This is a genomic window from Chryseobacterium sp. VD8 (assembly GCF_037149975.1).
Classification (GTDB): Bacteria; Bacteroidota; Bacteroidia; order Flavobacteriales; family Weeksellaceae; genus Chryseobacterium; species Chryseobacterium indicum.
This window is the reverse complement of record NZ_JBBCQL010000084.1, coordinates 1-16709: the sequence shown is the minus strand read 5'-3', so window position 1 is coordinate 16709 and position 16709 is coordinate 1. Positions and strand designations below refer to the sequence as shown.

Genomic DNA, 16709 nt, shown 5'->3' with positions numbered 1-16709 from the left:
AAATTTCAGCGAAGAGTGTTTCTCTGCTGTTCTTTTCAAAATTTTTCAGGAGCTGATCATGTTTTTCTTTTTCAGAAAAATCTGCTCCCGCTTTATTTTGTTGAAAATTGTTCTTTTGTTTACTTGGGAAAATTTTACTGATAAAATCAACTGCAGGATGCTTTTGACTGATCGTTTTATTCTGTACAGGATTTTCTTTTGTACAGGTTTCCTGCAAATCTTCGCAATCCTGATTTAAAATCCGGTTATAAAGCTCATAAAGCTGTTTACAGTCTTCACTTTCGGCTGTTCCGTTGGAAATTTGAGCTGAAATATTGCTGCAGATTATTACCAACAATACACTTAGGCAATATTTATGAAATTTTTCCATTGTCTGAGTTTAAAATGTTAATAAAATCTTGTTTACTTGGCAATATGGTAAAATATTTACTTGCAAAAATCTGTTCGTTATCTTCCGGTAAAGTATATCTTACCAAAGCTTCACTTTTATCCTGACAAAGAATAATGCCTATGGTTTTATTTTCACCTTCAAGGCGTTTTTCTCTATCGTAATAGTTGACGTACATCTGCATTTGCCCAATATCCTGATGTTTCAGTTCGCCGATTTTTAAGTCAATTAAGACAAAACATCTCAAAACTCTGTTGTAAAACACCAAGTCTATACGGAATTGCTTTTCATCAAAGGTTATTCTGTCCTGTCTTGCAACAAAGGTAAATCCTGTTCCTAATTCCAGAAGAAAATGTTCCAGTTTATCAATTAATTCGGACTCTAATTCGTTTTCAGAATAATGAGGTTTTTCAGATAAACCTAAAAACTCCAGAACATAAGGATCTTTGATGAGGTCTTTGGGCTTTTCTATAATTTGTCCTTTTTCAGCAAGTTGAAGAATTTCTTCTTTATTTTTGCTCAAAGACAGTCTTGTATATAAAGCGGAATCATACTGTCTCTGCAATTCTCTTAAGCTCCAGTTGTTTTTATAACTTTCAATTTCGTAGAACCTCCTTTCATTAATATCAGTGATTCTCATTAACTTCAAATAATGAGACCATGAAAGGTTGAATTTAACAGACTGTGTCTGTGAAATTAGATTATTTTGAGATTTCCGAAACAGTGTTTCGGAAATTTGTTGATTAGAATAGATCTGATAAAACTTTCTCATATTAGAAAGATTATCTTCAGAAAAGCCACGCCCAAATCTTTCTGTCAGATGTAATGACAAATCTTTAAGAACAGCCTTACCATATTCTGCTCTGTCTTCCCCATTTTGTTCATCTTCCACAATCATTCTTCCTATTTCATAATAAGTAAGAACGATGGTTTGATTTACAGCGACAGCAACTTTTTTTCTTGCATTATCGAGTAATGAAGAAATATTTTGTAAAAGTTGTGTATTTTGTAAATCTTTCATTTTGAAAGAGTATTCTCAATTTTATATTAAACTTACTCACTATTGAGATGCACGCAGCCCGACTTGAGTGAATTTTTATTTTTTCAAAAAAAATAAAAAAGCGGGAACGGAAGCCATAGTTCAGATAAAAGCGAAGGCTTTAATCGAAAGCTACGAACAAAGTTGTAAGCTGCCCAATAAATTACTTTACCGCTTCCCCTAAAAGTGTGCCCTGCGTATTATCAAACACAAAAACGTCCACAATGTCACCAATTTTCTGACCTTCCAGTTTGTCGAAAACGCAAACTGCATTCTGGGAGTTTCTTCCTTTCCATTGGTTTTCATTCTTTTTGGAAGTTCCTTCAATTAAAATCTGGTGAACTCTTCCTACATAAGATTTCATTCTTTTTCTGGACAGTTCTCCCTGTAAGGCAATGACTTCTGCCAAACGTCTCTGTTTAACTTCTGCCGGAATATTGTCCTCCATCTTTTTGTGAGCGGGAGTTCCCGGTCTTTCTGAGTAAGCGAACATATAACCGTAGTCGTATTCCACTTCTCTCATTAAGCTTAATGTATCTTGGTGATCTTCTTCTGTTTCGCTGCAGAAACCGACGATCATATCCTGAGAAAAAGCAACTTCGGGAACGATTTCTTTTGCTTTTTTAATTAAATCTAAATATTCTTCGCGGGTGTGCTGTCTGTTCATGGCTTCCAGCATATTGTTGCTTCCGCTCTGAACCGGAAGGTGAACATATTTACAGATGTTATCGTGTTTCGCCATCATTCTGAATACATCCAGACTCATATCCTGCGGATTTGAAGTAGAGAAACGAATTCTCATTTCAGGAACGGCTTTTGCAACCAAATCAAGCAACTGGGCAAAATTTACGGCTGTTGCTTTCTGCATTTCAGATGCTTTCGCGAAATCTTTTTTAGGACCGCCTCCATACCAAAGGTAAGAATCTACGTTTTGTCCTAATAGGGTAATTTCTTTATACCCGTTTTCCCAAAGGCTTTTGCATTCATCCAGAATAGAGTGCGGATCACGGCTTCTTTCTCGTCCTCTCGTAAAAGGAACGACGCAGAATGTACACATATTGTCGCAGCCTCTTGTAATCGTTACAAAAGCAGTAACACCGTTTCCGCCTAAACGAACCGGATTGATATCTGCATATGTTTCTTCTTTTGAAAGAATTACGTTAATGGCATCTCTTCCGTCCTCAGTTTCTTTTAAAAGATTAGGCAAGTCTCTGTATGCATCGGGACCAACCACAAGATCCACCAACTGTTCTTCTTCTAAGAATTTGGTTTTTAATCTTTCTGCCATACAGCCCAAAACACCAACCGTCATGTTCGGTTTTTCTTTTTTCAGGTTTTTGAATTGTGAAAGACGCATTCTTACAGTCTGCTCGGCTTTTTCACGGATGGAACAGGTATTTAGAAGAATTAAATCTGCTTCTTCTGCTTTTAAAGTGGTATTATATCCCTGTTCATTAAGTATGGATGCAACAATCTCAGAGTCAGAGAAATTCATCTGACAACCGTAGCTCTCCAAGAATAATTTCTTTGAGTTTTCTGCTTTTTCCGCAATGGCAAAAGCTTCTCCCTGTTTTGTTTCGTCTATATATTTTTCCTGCACGATAATCGAATTTTAGGTTTAAAATTTAACGTCTAAGGTTCTACACATATAGGTTTGAACTCAAAGCATTAAATTCTGAACTTATTGAATTTGCAAAGATACAAAATATTGTGACAGAATGTCAGGAGTTAATCATTTCTGAATCTTATTTTAATTACATTTCTTGAAGAAATATTTTGTCCTCTGAATTTTGCAGGGATCCACTTGTCCTTCATTCTTTTAGTAATTGTATTTATATCTTTCACAAACTGTTCAGATGAAGGAGATTTGGGAAAAATATCAAAATCCGATGCTCTACCGTTTTCATTTACCGTAAAAGATAATTCAAAAACCCCCTCCGGTTTGTACAAATCTGCAAGATATTCCCCGATTAAATAAGCAAGTTCCTTTCTGAAAGCATCAGTCCCTCCTTCATAGGATGCCTTTTCTGTCTGCTCTTTTGCATTGTAATCTTTTTTGTAATTATCTCCAACCAAATCATTAGGAAAAAACGGAAATTCATAAAGTGTACCATCAGAAAGCGTTACGTTTTTACTTGGAATCCAATCGTGAAGCTCTCCGAGTGTTTTTATCACATAATCATATGCACACGGAGATTTTTGCATAAACTCTTTTGTTCGCTTATCTTGTATAAGTCCCGGTTTTCCTGTGCGATCTATTCTTAGTTTGACATAAAAATACTCGTTTTTAGGACATTTCTGAAGATTTTTTCTTGTCATTACATCGTGGATGTCCTGATACATCTTTTCAGCACCCCCTTTGTAAGCTTCTTCACCTACAGAATAGTAAGCATTACTGATTTGCGCACAGACAGATGAATAACACAATAAAATAATAAATGGAAATAATTTTTTAATCATGATCATAAGTATTGGTACTGAAATTCACCTTCATAACAAATTTTGAATCGACCGGAACGCCGTTCTTTTTTGCGGGAGTCCATTTTCCCTTTACTTTTTTCGCCGCATATTTCATGTCGTCGATAAACATTTCATTGTTTTTGAATTTCGGAAGAACATCGATCTGACTGATTTTTCCTTTGGCATCAATATTAAACACAAAGGTAACTTTTCCCTGAATGGCATAAAGAGCCATATCGATATAGGCATGAACCATAGTCATGAATTCTTTCTGAAAAGCCTGATCACCTCCCGGAAATTCTGCTTTCTGATAACTTTCCGCTGTCTGCTGAACCTGAGTAGTATTTTCCTGAGAAAAGCCTTTACCGCCAATAAGCAATAAAGGTAAAATTAAAAGATATTTTTTCATGGTTATTAAAAGTTGTCTTATACATCTGTTGCTATGGAAGACAGATTCATTTTTATTTTGATCTGAGATGTTACAGGCTGTCCGTTGCAGCTTGCAGGAATCCAGTTTTTCTTGATTCTTCTTACGACATATTTCATATCATCAAAAAACACCTGACTGTTTGAAACTTTAGGAGTTCCTTCGATATTGGTTACTTTTCCGTTTTGGTCTACGGTAAGGGTAAATGTGAAATCACCGTTCAGAACATAAAAATCTGTATTCAGGTAATCGTACATATATTTTCTCAGCATTTCTTTGTAAGCCGGAATTCCGCCTTCGAAACTTGCTGCTTTAAAATCGTTACAGTTTTTTACGGCAACCTGCAGCAAAGGTTCTTTTATATCTATTTTGAGAATATTTTTATTGTTCTCCGTCATAAAATTATCATCTCTTTCTTCTACATCATTAAACTGTGCTATTGCAAAGTTTGATGCGAAAAACGTAAGAAGTACTAATATCGTTCTCATAGGATTTTTCATTAAAATTAAATTTACTTAAACAAAGATACTACTTAAACCAAATAGAGAAAAGTATTATCTCATGATGTGCATTACAAAAGATCTTTAATGTGTTTGTAATTGCTTTTCACAGTGTCGAGTGCTTCTTCCATTTTTCCTCCCAACATAAGCTGAGCCATGGATTTTGTCATTCCTAAAATCTGAGCGGCTTCAATTTTCGGAGGTAGAGCCAGTGCATTCGGATTGGTAAAAATATTTAAAAGATAAGGACCGTTATAATCAAGACATTCTTTAATGGCAGCTTCCACATCTTCAGGCTTGTTTACATTTTTTCCGGGATATCCCATTGCATGGGCAATCATTGCAAAATCAGGATTAACCATATCCGTTTCATTATCCGGCATTCCTCCGACTTCCATTTCCAGTTTTACCATTCCTAAAGACCGGTTATTGAATACGATAATTTTTATCGGCAGTTTATATTGAAAAATCGTTGCCATATCTCCCAAAAGCATAGATAAACCTCCGTCGCCGCACAGAGCAACAACCTGCCTTTCAGGATACGCTAAAGACGCTCCAATTGCCATTGGCATTGCATTCGCCATCGAACCGTGATTAAAAGAACCGAGCATTTTCCGTTCTCCGGTTCCCGTGATGTATCTTGCGCCCCAAACACAGCACATTCCTGTATCTACGGTAAAAACGGCATCTTTTTTTGCCAGTTTATCCAATGTATGGGTAACAAACTCCGGCTGAATGGCGTTTTCGGTTCCCGGATCTTTCACATACGTAAGCTGATTTTCTTTAACCTTTTCATAAAACTCAAGTTGCTGTTTAAGGAAATTGGCATCAGTTTTTTCTTTCAATAATGGCAAAAGTGCTTTGATGGTTTCTTTTACATCGCCCGTTAATCCCAATTCCAGTTTAGCTCTTCTTCCCAAACGTTCGGGTGCTTCGTCGATCTGAACAATTTTGTTTTTTACAGGCATAAATTTCTCGTAAGGAAAATCTGTCCCCAGAAGAATCAGAAGATCGGCTTCGTGCATGGCATGATAAGCAGAAGGAAGTCCTAACAGTCCGGTTAAACCGACTTCATTGGGATTATTCGGCTGAATAGACATTTTTCCGCGGAAAGAATATCCCACCGGAGCTTTTAAATATTTTGAAAGTTCAACCACTTCAGGATTGGCATTTTCCGCGCCGATTCCGCAATAGATCGTTACTTTTTTACTGTCGTTGATTAAATCTGCGAGTTCTTTTAATTCTTCATCTGAAGGACGAATAACAGGATTTGTTCTGAAAATTTTATTGGAAGTCACCGCTTCTTCTGCATCCAGTTCCGAAACATCTCCCGGAAGACCGATTACGGCAACGCCTTTTTTGGAAATTGCATGCTGAATTGCCGTCTGCACCGTTCGCTGAACCTGTTCCGGTCTTGTAATCATTTGGTTGTAATGACTGCAGTCGTCGAATAACTTAATGGTATTGGTTTCCTGAAAATAATCCATCCCCATTTCTTCACTTGGAATCGTGGAAGCAATAACCAACATCGGAACATGAGAACGGTGCGCTTCATAAACCCCATTGATTAAATGAACGTGCCCCGGTCCGCAGCTTCCCGCGCAAACCGCAAAACCATCCAGTTCCGCTTCCGCAGCGGCTGCATAAGCTCCGGCTTCTTCGTGCCTTACGTGAATCCATTCGATGCTGCTTTTTTTTACGGCTATATTTAAATGGTTTAAACTGTCGCCTGTAACGGCATAAATTCTTTTCACATTGGCGTTTTCGAGCATTTCTACAATTTGCTCTGCAATATTTTTAGCCATATTTTGATATTTTAGTGTTGTTGTTTCAGAAATATTTTGGAATGTACTGATAATGTAGAGATGTAAAGATTATGCCAAGAGCGTAAAATAAATATTAAAAAACAATAAAAAAAGCTCCGCATTTTTTGCGGAGCTCCCATATATCTTCGAGCGGAATTATTTTGTATTCTGATTCGCAAAAGAATCTCTTCCCTGAAACGCCAGTCTGCCGTCTGAAGGTTTCAAATCTCTTCCGAAACTTAATCCTACGGAAACGTTTTTTGGTTGATTTACTGCAAAATGCTTTTTCATTCTGCCCAAATCTCTCTTAACCTCTCTTTCAAATCCTTTGTCATAAAGCTCAGGCAAAAGTTTAACGTCGGTAATATCTCCGTTTTCATTTACTTTAAAATTCAATGTAAAATCACCATTTGCCTGAAATGAATTTGCTGTATATTTCAAATTATTGGTAAGATCATATTCAAATTTTTCCTGTCCGCCTTTGTAAACATTTTCTACCTGATTTTTAACCGAAGAAACATTTACATACGTCTGGGAAAATGAAAAGGCAAAAACTGTTAGTGCCAAAACTGAAAATATTTTTTTCATAAATTATTACTATTTTGTTTTATAAAGTTAAGCCTTTCTATAACAATCTACAATACCTCGATCTGATTTTTCAGAAGATCTTCGAATTCATCTCTTTTTCTGATGAGATGTGCTTTTCCGTCTAAAAACAGAACTTCGGCAGGTTTTAACCTTGAATTAAAGTTGGAACTCATCTCAAAACCGTAAGCTCCTGCATTGTGGAACGCCAGAATATCGCCTTCTCTTACTTCATTAAGCTTTCTGTCCCATGCAAAAGTGTCTGTTTCGCAAATGTTTCCTACCACGGTATAAATTCTTTCCGCTCCTTTCGGGTTCGATAAATTTTCGATCACATGGTAAGAATCGTAGAACATCGGACGGATCAGATGGTTGAATCCTGAATTCACTCCGACAAAAACAGTTGCCGTTGTTTGTTTAATCACGTTGGCTTTTACCAGTAAATATCCGCTTTTTCCGACAAGAAATTTCCCCGGTTCAAACCATAATTCGAATTTTTTTCCGGTTGATTTTGAAAATTCGGAGATTACTTTTTCCACTTTTTTTCCTAATGTTTTTACGTCGGTTTCTTCTTCGGTGTCCTGATAAGGAATTTTAAATCCGCTTCCCATATCCAGATATTTCAGATTCGGGAAATGTTCGGATAATTCCAGCATGATCTCCAAAGCCTGAAGGAAAACATCCGGATCTTTGATCTCGCTTCCGGTGTGCATGTGAAGACCTTCCACATTAAGGTTGGTAGATTTCATCACTCTTTCAATATGACGAACCTGATGGATGGAAATCCCGAATTTGCTGTCGATGTGTCCAGTAGAAATTTTATAGTTTCCGCCAGCAAAAATATGCGGGTTGATTCTTACCAAAATCGGGTAAGAGTTTCCGTATTTGTTCCCGAACTGCTCCAGAATAGAAATATTATCGATATTGATGTGCACCCCGAAAGTCATCGCTTCTTCGATCTCGGCGAGATCCACACAATTGGGCGTGAAAAGTATTTTTTCTTTCGTAAAGCCAGCTTTTAATCCCAATTTTACTTCATTGATGGATACACAATCTAATGAAGCTCCCAGATTTTTCACATACTTCAGGATGTTGATATTGGTAAGCGCTTTCGCTGCGTAGAAAAACTTTGTGTGTTTTAAGAAAGAAGAGGTAAGTTTCTCGTATTGTGTTTTAATGGATTCGGCATCATAAACGTACACCGGGGTGCCAAACTCATTGGCAATCTTTAATAATTCTTTTGAATTCATAATTTCTTTTTAGCATAAAAAAGGCAGATTCTTCGGAAAAAGAGTCTGCCATTAACATTATTTTTTATGCAATACAACTCTTTTATACATTCCAAACCTTAGAGAACTTTACAGTTCCCTTTTTACCGGTTTTATGTTGTTTAAAATTTAGCATTGCTTTCTTTAATTTTTTACAAAAATACTAATTCTTTTTTACTTTTAAAAAACTGATTTTAAAATGATTCCTTTCAGATTCAGCCGTGTTCTATTATTTCGGTAAAGGCAGGGTTTCAAAATCTCCCCTGAGCAAAGCCAACTGCAGCTCATTAACGAGGTCTGCAGATTGTGAAAGCAGATCGATCTTTAATTTATTAAGCTTGCTTAAGGTCTGAATCTGAGTGAAAAGTTCATAAAAACCGTAAGAAACCACTTTTCCGTTTTCAACAATCAAAAACAGTTTTTCACCCAGCTTTCTGCCTTGTCCTAACCAGAGTTCATTTCGTTTTCTGAATTCGATTTTCTTTTTAAAAACTTCAATATCATTATATTCTTCGAACTTTCCGATGAACTGTACCGCTTTCGAGCCTTGTGTAAAAGACCTGAATTTCAAAATCGGTTTTTCCAGTTTATTCAGCTTGTTTTTTTCCACGACGTATTTTCCGTTTCTGCAATACAGACCGAAAGGAAGGATCTCTCTTTTTTTAATTCCTTTTGAATTCAGAATCAGCTTGGCAATAATATCGGTTCCGGTAAGTTCGTAATTGATCTGTTCAACGTCTTTCTGAATGGCTTCCCACTTTTTAGATTTGGAATTGAAAACTTTTTTTGAAAATTTATTGATATCCTGAACATGATCTGAAAAAATAATCTTTCCCGCTTCATTCTGAAAATATACAAAGCCTTTTTCATTGGGAAGATCCTGCGTTAATTCCTTGATTTTATTGATGTAAGTCTTGGAATTGGTTTCGTCATGCTGCTTCTGAATGATTTCATTTTCTGTGTCTTTTGAAATCAGAAGTTTGAATAATTCCAGTGTTGCTCTCGCATCTCCTTCCGCTCTGTGATGATTGGTTAAAGGAATTCCTAAAGATTTCACCAGTTTTCCGAGAGAATAGCTTACCTCATCAGGAATCAGTTTTTTAGCTAAAGGAATTGTATCTAAAGTATTGATTTTAAATTCATAGCCTAACCTCTGAAATGACTGACGAAGCATTCTGTAATCAAAATCGATATTATGACCTACCAAAGTTGTATTTGCCGTAATTTCAACAATTCTACGCGCAATTTCATGGAATTTCGGTGCAGTTTTAACCATTTTCGGAGTAATGTTGGTTAATTTCTGCACAAAAGGGGTAATATCACTTTCGGGGTTTACCAATGAGATAAACTGATCTACAATTTTCTGACCATCGTATCGGTAAACAGCAATATCGATAATGCATTCTTTCCTGTAACCTGCACCATTACTTTCTATGTCTATTATTGAATACATTTAAATTTTTTACAACTTCTTTTTAGATTAACGATTTATTTCCTTTACATCTGGAAACATAACTTATGCCAATAAATGAATAGGAATAAGGCAATTCTGCTAAAATAATAAAAATATTTATCTTCGTCTTCCTCCCAGACCAAGCATTCCCAGAATTGCTTTTGCACCTTCGCGCATCAGTGTGCTGGTAAACGTTCTTCCCGCCCTGCTTTGTAAAACCTGCTCGAAAATTCCGGGTTCTTCTTTTACCGGTTTTGTTTTCTGGTTAGAAGTCTGCGACGCTTCCTGTGCAGCCTGTTCCATTCTGCCGACCAAAATTTCATATGCAGATTCGTTATCCACTACTTTTTCATATTTGGCAACCAAAGCTGATCTTTTTGTTAAATCTGAAATTTCTGCGTCATTCAGAACATCCATTCTTGATTCCGGTGAAATTAAATAGGTATGAACCAGCGGTGTTGGAATTCCTTTTTCATCCAGAGCGGTAACGAAAGCTTCACCGATTCCCAGATTCTGGATCAGCGTTGGAGCATCATAAAATTCCGTAGTCGGATAGTTTTCTACTGCTTTGGAGATTTCTTTTTTATCTTTAGCGGTAAACCCTCGTAATGCGTGCTGAATTTTTAAACCTAATTGAGAAAGCACCGATTCCGGAACATCACCCGGAATTTGCGTGATAAAATAGATTCCGACTCCTTTTGAACGGATCAGTTTTACCATGGTTTCAATTTGCGAGACCAAAGCTTTTGAAGATTCATCAAAAATTAAATGTGCTTCATCGATAAACAAAACCAGCTTCGGTTTTCCACTGTCGCCTTCCTCCGGAAAGGTCATGTAAATTTCCGCAAAGAGCGAAAGCATAAATGTTGAAAACAACTGCGGCTTGCTTTGAATGTCTGCAACTCTCAGAATGTTTACTACTCCTTTTCCGTCTCTTGTTTCCAGTAAATCGTGAACGTCAAAACTCAGTTCTCCAAAGAAACCGGAAGCTCCCTGCTGTTCCAACGCGACAATGGATCTTAAAATTGCACCCAGAGAAGCAGAAGCTATCGAACCGTAATTAGAGGAAAGCTCAGCTTTTCCCTGTGGATTTTCTGTGACGTACTGAAGGACTTTTTTCAGGTCATTCAGATCAATTAACGGAAGACCTTTATCATCACAATATTTAAATACAATTGACATGATGCTTTGCTGAGTATCATTCAACTGTAAGATTTTGCTTAATAAAACCGGACCGAATTCTGTAACAGTGGCTCTTAATTTCACGCCTCTTTCGCCGGAAATGGTCATTAATTCTACAGGAAAAGCCTGTGGATTGTAAGGAAGCTGTGTTTTGGCATATCTTTCCTGAATGGCAGGATTTTCAGTTCCAGCTTCTGCGATCCCCGAAAAATCTCCTTTAATATCCAAAACCAGAGAAGGAATTCCCTGATGCGAAAGCTGTTCTGCGAAAACCTGTAATGTTTTTGTTTTTCCGGTTCCCGTTGCTCCGGCAATTAATCCGTGGCGGTTGATGGTTTTTAAGGGAATGGTAACATTAACTTCAGGAACGACTTCGCCATCCAGCATTCCTTTTCCTAATATAATATGATCTCCTTTGGGAGTGTATCTCGCATTTAATTCTTCAATGAATTGTGTTTTGTCTGCCATTTGCTCTTTTTTAACCTATAAATATAAAGTTTTTTGTAAAATCTGACCACGATGAATCATTAAATTAATTTCTATTGTGAAATATTTCATATAATCAATAAATTCACCAATTCTTTCAGGAATTTTCAGACAGGAAATCGTAAATTAGAACAAATAAAAACTTTATAGATTTATTCTATCAGTATCCATTTTTTATTTTGATGGTATTTAAAAAAATAAACACGATTTTTGTATTTCAAATATAAAACATTAAAACGGTTACAATCACATAATGAAAGTCGAACAAATATACACGGGATGTCTGGCTCAGGGTGCGTACTACATCGTATCTGAAAATGAAGCAGTAATTATCGATCCTTTAAGGGAAGTAAAGCCTTATCTGGATCGTCTGGAAAAAGACAATGTAACTTTAAAATATATTTTTGAAACACATTTTCATGCAGATTTTGTCTCGGGACATCTGGATTTAAGTAAGAAAACAGGTGCTCCTATTGTTTACGGACCTACCGCTCAGCCTGAGTTTGAAGCTATTATTGCAGAAGACGATCAGATTTTTGAAATAGGAAAAATAAAAATAAAAGTTCTTCATACACCCGGTCATACGATGGAAAGCACGACTTATCTTCTGATTGACGAAAACGGAGTTGAAACAGCCATTTTCACAGGAGATACTTTATTTTTAGGAGACGTGGGAAGACCGGATCTTGCCCAGAAAGCAGGAAGTATTACTCAGGAAGATCTTGCAGGGATTTTGTACGACAGTCTTCAGACAAAGATTATGCCTCTGGATGACAGCATTACAGTTTATCCGGCTCATGGAGCGGGTTCTGCCTGTGGAAAAAATATGCAGAAAGAGACGGTTGATATTCTGGGAAATCAGAAAAAAACCAATTATGCTTTGAATCAGCCTGATAAAGAATCTTTTATCCGCGAAGTTCTGGACGGTTTAACGGCTCCGCCGAAATATTTCGGGATGAATGTTGCCATGAACAAAGGCGGTTATGAAAGTCTTGATGCGGTAATGGATAAAGGTTTAACGGCGGTTTCCGTTGAAGATTTCGAAGCGTTTGCAGAAGAAACAGGCGCGTTAATTTTAGATACCAGAAGTCCTGGAGAGTTTTATAAAGGATTTGTGCCGAATTCTGTAAATATCGGATTAAAAGGAGATTTTGCACCATGGGTGGGAACTCTGATTGTGGATGTAAAGCATCCTTTACTTCTTATTGTAGACGAAGGAATGGAAGAAGAAGCCATTACAAGACTTAGCCGCGTTGGATTCGACAATGTTCTGGGCTATCTTAAAGGAGGTTTTGAAGCATGGAAGAACAGCGGAAAAGAAACGGATGAGGTTAAAAGAATTTCTCCGGCAGAGTTTGCAGAACGTTATAACGAAAACTCAAAAATAATTGACGTTCGTAAGATCTCGGAATATTCTGCCGAACATATTGATAATGCTTACAACAAACCTTTGGACGTAATCAGTGACTGGGTTCACACGATTGATGATTCTGAGCATTTTTTCCTTCATTGTGCAGGAGGTTACAGAAGCATGATTGCAGCAAGCATCCTTAACTCCAACGGAATCAGAAACTTTACTGAAATAGAAGGAGGTTTCGGCGCAATTAAGAAAACGGAAAAATTCCCGACTTCGGATTTCGTATGTCACTCGAAAACAATATAATACTCTTTTTTGAAATTATCATTGTATTAAATATAAAGTCATGAAACTTTAGTTTATTGACTGAAAAGCATTGAACAACACAAAGTTTTCGGTAACCTTCGATTTTTTTAAGTGATTTTAAATGGCAAGCTTTTCAAAACTTTAAACTAAAATGTTTCTTTCTTTAAATAAAAACAACAACTATGTCTCAAGCATTTCAGGAAATCATTGATTCCGAAAGACCTGTTCTTATAGACTTTTTTGCAACCTGGTGTCAACCCTGCAAAGTACAGTCGTCTGTTTTGAATACGGTAAAGGAAAATATAGGAACTGCAGCTAGAATTATTAAAGTAGATGTGGATCAGTATCCTGCTCTAGCTAATCAATACGGCGTTCGTGGTGTTCCGACATTAGCCATATTCAAACAGGGAGAAATGCTGTGGAAAGAAAGCGGTGTTCATGATGTGAATACACTGACGCAACTTTTAAAACAATATGCTTAAATATTTAAGATTAAGGCTAAGATTGAGAAAATTTTAGCCTTAATTTTGATGTATTTTCTTTAAAATTCAATCGAAAAAGAATCGCGGTCATTTAAAAACTGAAAATGGCTTCTGAAATCTTTCAGTTCTTCTAAATTTAATTCTGCCGTTACAAGATTTCCGCTCTTTTGTGAAATTTCTTTTCCGTCTGCAAAAAAACAGTGTGAACTTTCCTGATAAAACAGGTTATTTCCATCGGTTCCGATTCTGTTTAATCCAAAAACGAAGGACAGATTTTCAATAGCTCTCGCTTTTAACAGATGTTCCCATGCTCCTACTCTTTTTTCGGGCCAGTTTGCCACATACAAAATCGCATCATAATCATCATCATTTCTTGCAAAAACAGGAAAACGAAGATCATAGCAAACCTGCAAAAGAATTCTGAAACCCAAATAATTTACAATTACCCTTTCTTTTCCCGGAGTATACACTTTATCTTCCCCCGAAAAAGAAAAAAGATGTCTTTTATCATAAAATTCAACCTGAGAATCGGGCTGCACAAAATACAATCTGTTGTAGAATTTTCCGTTTTCCTCAACCGGAGCACTTCCGCAGAATGCAGCGCTTCTTTCCTTCGCGATCTTTTTTAAAAATTCCAGTGATTCCAGATTTCTGTCGGAAACTTCGGATGCATCCATACAAAACCCCGTGGAAAACATTTCAGGCAAAAGAAAGAGATCTGCCTCCTGATTCTGCAACTCTTTTTCAATAATGTTAAAGTTTTCTGCCTTATTTTTCCAGATAATATCTAAATTCAATCCTGTAATCTTCATAAACTTTGTTAAAAAACTTCCCTAAAAATACGATTTTTCAATGATTTCGGTTTTATTTTTGTTGCGAATATTTAATCGATAAAAATTAGTAAAAAGTAAAATTTATGAAGAAGTTGTTTTTTATGTTTGTTCTCATCCTTACGGGAACATTTGCCAATGCTCAGGCGTGGACAGGAAAAGGAGATCAGAAAATCAATGCCGGACTCAGCGCATGGGGTTACGGAATAGGAATTACCGGAACTTATGATTATGGATTGAATAAATTAATTTCCGTAGGAGCCGGATTGAACATTTATTTTGATAATTATAAGAATAATGATGATAAAAACCGTGCTTTTGTATTCGGAAGAATCAATTTCCACCTGAAAGACGCTTTACAGCTTCCTGAAAAACTCGATATTTATCCCGGAGCAGATGTAGGAGTTGTAGGAAACAGTTTTGGATTGGGAGCCCACATCGGAGCGAGGTACTTTTTTACTGAAAGAATCGGCGTTTTCGCAGAAGTCGGCAACAATGGCAGTCTCGGAGTTTCGATTAATTTGTAATAAATCATCACATTATATGACAAAGCTTCTCGTTTCGGGGAGCTTTTTTATTTGGCATAGTTTTGATAATTGTTACCTTTGCAAATTAAACATAAAAAGCATTAATGGAAATAGCAATCAAACTGTTTCAATTTATATTGAGCATTTCTATCCTGGTTATCCTACACGAACTTGGGCATTTCTTACCCGCCAAATACTTTAAAACCAAAGTTGAAAAATTCTATCTGTTCTTCGATCCATGGTTTTCTTTAGCCAAGAAGAAAATTGGAGAAACGGAATACGGAATCGGATGGCTTCCTTTCGGAGGATATGTAAAAATTGCCGGAATGGTGGATGAAAGCATGGATACCGAGCAGTTGAAGCAGCCTGCACAACCATGGGAATTCCGTGCAAAACCGGCTTGGCAAAGGCTGATTATCATGTTGGGCGGAGTTACGGTGAACTTTTTCTTAGCTTGGTTAATTTACTCGTGTCTTTCGCTTTTTAACGGTGAAACATACACAGATCTTACCAAATTCAACAACGGAATAGGAGTTACAGAAGCCGGAAAAAAAATGGGATTCCAGAATGGTGATAAGATCATTAATATTGACGGAAAACCTGCTGAAAGATTGGAAAATGCTTCCATCAATATTCTTTTAGGAGATAATGTAACGGTACTTAGAAACGGGAAAGAAGTAACTTTTCCTGTTAATAAGGATGGCGTTGCAGAAGTTTTAAAACAAAGAGAGGCTAAACTTTATATTACGCCGAGATTTCCAATGATTATCGATTCTCTGGCAACTCCTGCTTCTCAGGCTTCAGGGCTTAAAAAAGGAGACCAAATTGTTGCGATTAACGGAAAACAAACACCTTATTTTGATGAAGTAAGTTCTTCTTTATCTGAAAATAAAGGAAAAACAGTAAACATAGAAGTTGTAAGAAACGGAAAACCTGAAACAATTGCTGCATCTGTTGACAAAAACGGAAAATTGGGTGTTGGTGTAGATCAGAAAGCATTAGCAAACTTCATTACAGATAAAAAATATTCTTTCGGGGAATCTATTCCCAGAGGTTTTGAAAGATCTATTGAGTCTTTAACGATGCAGGTGAAGCAGTTTAAAATTATGTTTAACTCTAAAATTCAGGGATACAAAAATGTAGGAGGACCGATTGCGATTGTAAAAAATATGCCGGTAGATAAAAATGCAGACGGAGAAATTTCTATCAATTGGGCTGCATTTTGGGGCTTTACTGCGATGTTCTCGGTTTGGCTGGCATTCCTAAACCTTATTCCTATTCCAGGACTGGATGGAGGACACGTTATTTTCACGCTTTATGAGATGATTGTGGGTAAACCTGTTCCTCAGAAAGTTTTAGAAAATGCACAGACGATTGGCGTTATCTTCCTGTTAGGCTTGATGTTACTGATTTTCGGAAGCGACATCTTCAAGATCTTCGCGGGGAAATTATAATATTTTTACAAAATTTTAAAAAAATATTTGCAGGGTATAAATATTCGTCCTATATTTGCACCACTTAAAACAAAGGACATTCCTCCTTAGCTCAGTTGGTTAGAGCATCTGACTGTTAATCAGAGGGTCGCTGGTTCGAGCCCAGCAGGAGGAGCAAAAA

General features: G+C 36.7%; 16 protein-coding genes and 1 tRNA gene. 5 read left to right on the top strand and 12 right to left on the bottom strand.

What is annotated here, in order from left to right:
- From WFK35_RS11140 to WFK35_RS11090, 11 genes are all read right to left on the bottom strand, one after another.
- On the bottom strand, positions 1-370 hold a 370-nt coding region (locus tag WFK35_RS11140; RefSeq protein WP_336732695.1), incomplete at its 3' end, for a hypothetical protein.
- On the bottom strand, positions 354-1409 hold the full coding sequence (locus WFK35_RS11135) for a PDDEXK nuclease domain-containing protein (RefSeq protein ID WP_336732694.1): 1056 nt from the start codon (positions 1407-1409) through the stop codon (positions 354-356). The genes WFK35_RS11140 and WFK35_RS11135, both read right to left, overlap by 17 nt.
- 181 nt (positions 1410-1590) lie before the next feature.
- A complete protein-coding gene (miaB, locus tag WFK35_RS11130; protein WP_336732693.1) occupies positions 1591-3027 on the bottom strand; it encodes a tRNA (N6-isopentenyl adenosine(37)-C2)-methylthiotransferase MiaB in 1437 nt (478 codons plus the stop codon).
- A 128-nt stretch (positions 3028-3155) separates the two neighbouring features.
- Positions 3156-3887 (bottom strand): hypothetical protein, encoded by a 732-nt coding sequence (locus WFK35_RS11125; protein ID WP_336732692.1) that lies wholly within the window; start codon positions 3885-3887, stop codon positions 3156-3158.
- Positions 3880-4296 (bottom strand): energy transducer TonB, encoded by a 417-nt coding sequence (locus WFK35_RS11120; RefSeq protein WP_336732691.1) that lies wholly within the window; start codon positions 4294-4296, stop codon positions 3880-3882. The genes WFK35_RS11125 and WFK35_RS11120 overlap by 8 nt, the downstream gene beginning before the upstream one ends.
- Before the next feature lie 17 nt (positions 4297-4313).
- Positions 4314-4802 carry a hypothetical protein gene (locus WFK35_RS11115; protein ID WP_214587996.1) on the bottom strand — a complete coding sequence of 163 codons (489 nt, stop codon included), beginning with the start codon at positions 4800-4802 and terminating at the stop codon, positions 4314-4316.
- An 83-nt stretch (positions 4803-4885) separates the two neighbouring features.
- Positions 4886-6619, bottom strand: coding sequence for a thiamine pyrophosphate-dependent enzyme (locus tag WFK35_RS11110; RefSeq protein ID WP_336732690.1), 1734 nt, complete (start codon positions 6617-6619; stop codon positions 4886-4888).
- Between the two features lie 156 nt (positions 6620-6775).
- On the bottom strand, positions 6776-7207 hold the full coding sequence (locus WFK35_RS11105; protein WP_336732689.1) for a hypothetical protein: 432 nt from the start codon (positions 7205-7207) through the stop codon (positions 6776-6778).
- Between the two features lie 47 nt (positions 7208-7254).
- Positions 7255-8454, bottom strand: a complete 1200-nt coding sequence (lysA, locus tag WFK35_RS11100; RefSeq protein ID WP_175608795.1) for a diaminopimelate decarboxylase — start codon at positions 8452-8454, stop codon at positions 7255-7257.
- A 247-nt stretch (positions 8455-8701) separates the two neighbouring features.
- A complete protein-coding gene (locus WFK35_RS11095) occupies positions 8702-9925 on the bottom strand; it encodes a 3'-5' exonuclease (protein ID WP_336732688.1) in 1224 nt (407 codons plus the stop codon).
- A gap of 117 nt (positions 9926-10042) precedes the next feature.
- Entirely contained in the window at positions 10043-11575 is a 1533-nt protein-coding gene (locus WFK35_RS11090; RefSeq protein WP_336732687.1) for a helicase HerA-like domain-containing protein, read from the bottom strand.
- Between the two features lie 271 nt (positions 11576-11846).
- On the opposite strand from WFK35_RS11090, the gene WFK35_RS11085 reads away from it, so the two are divergent.
- Complete coding sequence (locus WFK35_RS11085; RefSeq protein WP_235132455.1) at positions 11847-13256, top strand: MBL fold metallo-hydrolase; 1410 nt, start codon at positions 11847-11849, stop codon at positions 13254-13256.
- Between the two features lie 182 nt (positions 13257-13438).
- Positions 13439-13738 carry a thioredoxin family protein gene (locus tag WFK35_RS11080; RefSeq protein ID WP_116098328.1) on the top strand — a complete coding sequence of 100 codons (300 nt, stop codon included), beginning with the start codon at positions 13439-13441 and terminating at the stop codon, positions 13736-13738.
- 59 nt (positions 13739-13797) lie between these two features.
- Here WFK35_RS11080 and WFK35_RS11075 read toward each other — a convergent pair whose 3' ends face one another.
- Positions 13798-14550 carry a nitrilase-related carbon-nitrogen hydrolase gene (locus WFK35_RS11075; RefSeq protein WP_336732686.1) on the bottom strand — a complete coding sequence of 251 codons (753 nt, stop codon included), beginning with the start codon at positions 14548-14550 and terminating at the stop codon, positions 13798-13800.
- Between the two features lie 104 nt (positions 14551-14654).
- Between WFK35_RS11075 and WFK35_RS11070 the strand changes: the two genes are divergently transcribed.
- The 3 genes from WFK35_RS11070 (at position 14655) to WFK35_RS11060 (ending at position 16703) form a co-directional block, all read left to right on the top strand.
- Positions 14655-15095, top strand: coding sequence for a DUF6646 family protein (locus tag WFK35_RS11070; RefSeq protein ID WP_336732685.1), 441 nt, complete (start codon positions 14655-14657; stop codon positions 15093-15095).
- A gap of 104 nt (positions 15096-15199) precedes the next feature.
- Positions 15200-16549, top strand: a complete 1350-nt coding sequence (rseP, locus tag WFK35_RS11065; protein WP_336732684.1) for an RIP metalloprotease RseP — start codon at positions 15200-15202, stop codon at positions 16547-16549.
- 80 nt (positions 16550-16629) lie between these two features.
- Positions 16630-16703, top strand: a tRNA-Asn gene (locus WFK35_RS11060).
- Positions 16704-16709: the final 6 nt, after the last annotated feature.

What these genes read in the sequence shown, in the direction of transcription:
- WFK35_RS11080 (WP_116098328.1), top strand. Translation starts at nt 13,439, where the DNA reads ATGTCTCAAGCATTTCAGGAAATCATTGATTCCGAAAGACCTGTTCTT.
- lysA (WP_175608795.1), bottom strand. Translation starts at nt 8,454, where the DNA reads ATGAATTCAAAAGAATTATTAAAGATTGCCAATGAGTTTGGCACCCCG.
- WFK35_RS11105 (WP_336732689.1), bottom strand. Translation starts at nt 7,207, where the DNA reads ATGAAAAAAATATTTTCAGTTTTGGCACTAACAGTTTTTGCCTTTTCA.
- WFK35_RS11090 (WP_336732687.1), bottom strand. Translation starts at nt 11,575, where the DNA reads ATGGCAGACAAAACACAATTCATTGAAGAATTAAATGCGAGATACACT.
- rseP (WP_336732684.1), top strand. Translation starts at nt 15,200, where the DNA reads ATGGAAATAGCAATCAAACTGTTTCAATTTATATTGAGCATTTCTATC.
- WFK35_RS11125 (WP_336732692.1), bottom strand. Translation starts at nt 3,887, where the DNA reads ATGATTAAAAAATTATTTCCATTTATTATTTTATTGTGTTATTCATCT.
- WFK35_RS11085 (WP_235132455.1), top strand. Translation starts at nt 11,847, where the DNA reads ATGAAAGTCGAACAAATATACACGGGATGTCTGGCTCAGGGTGCGTAC.
- WFK35_RS11135 (WP_336732694.1), bottom strand. Translation starts at nt 1,409, where the DNA reads ATGAAAGATTTACAAAATACACAACTTTTACAAAATATTTCTTCATTA.
- WFK35_RS11115 (WP_214587996.1), bottom strand. Translation starts at nt 4,802, where the DNA reads ATGAGAACGATATTAGTACTTCTTACGTTTTTCGCATCAAACTTTGCA.
- WFK35_RS11095 (WP_336732688.1), bottom strand. Translation starts at nt 9,925, where the DNA reads ATGTATTCAATAATAGACATAGAAAGTAATGGTGCAGGTTACAGGAAA.
- WFK35_RS11120 (WP_336732691.1), bottom strand. Translation starts at nt 4,296, where the DNA reads ATGAAAAAATATCTTTTAATTTTACCTTTATTGCTTATTGGCGGTAAA.
- WFK35_RS11110 (WP_336732690.1), bottom strand. Translation starts at nt 6,619, where the DNA reads ATGGCTAAAAATATTGCAGAGCAAATTGTAGAAATGCTCGAAAACGCC.
- WFK35_RS11070 (WP_336732685.1), top strand. Translation starts at nt 14,655, where the DNA reads ATGAAGAAGTTGTTTTTTATGTTTGTTCTCATCCTTACGGGAACATTT.
- WFK35_RS11075 (WP_336732686.1), bottom strand. Translation starts at nt 14,550, where the DNA reads ATGAAGATTACAGGATTGAATTTAGATATTATCTGGAAAAATAAGGCA.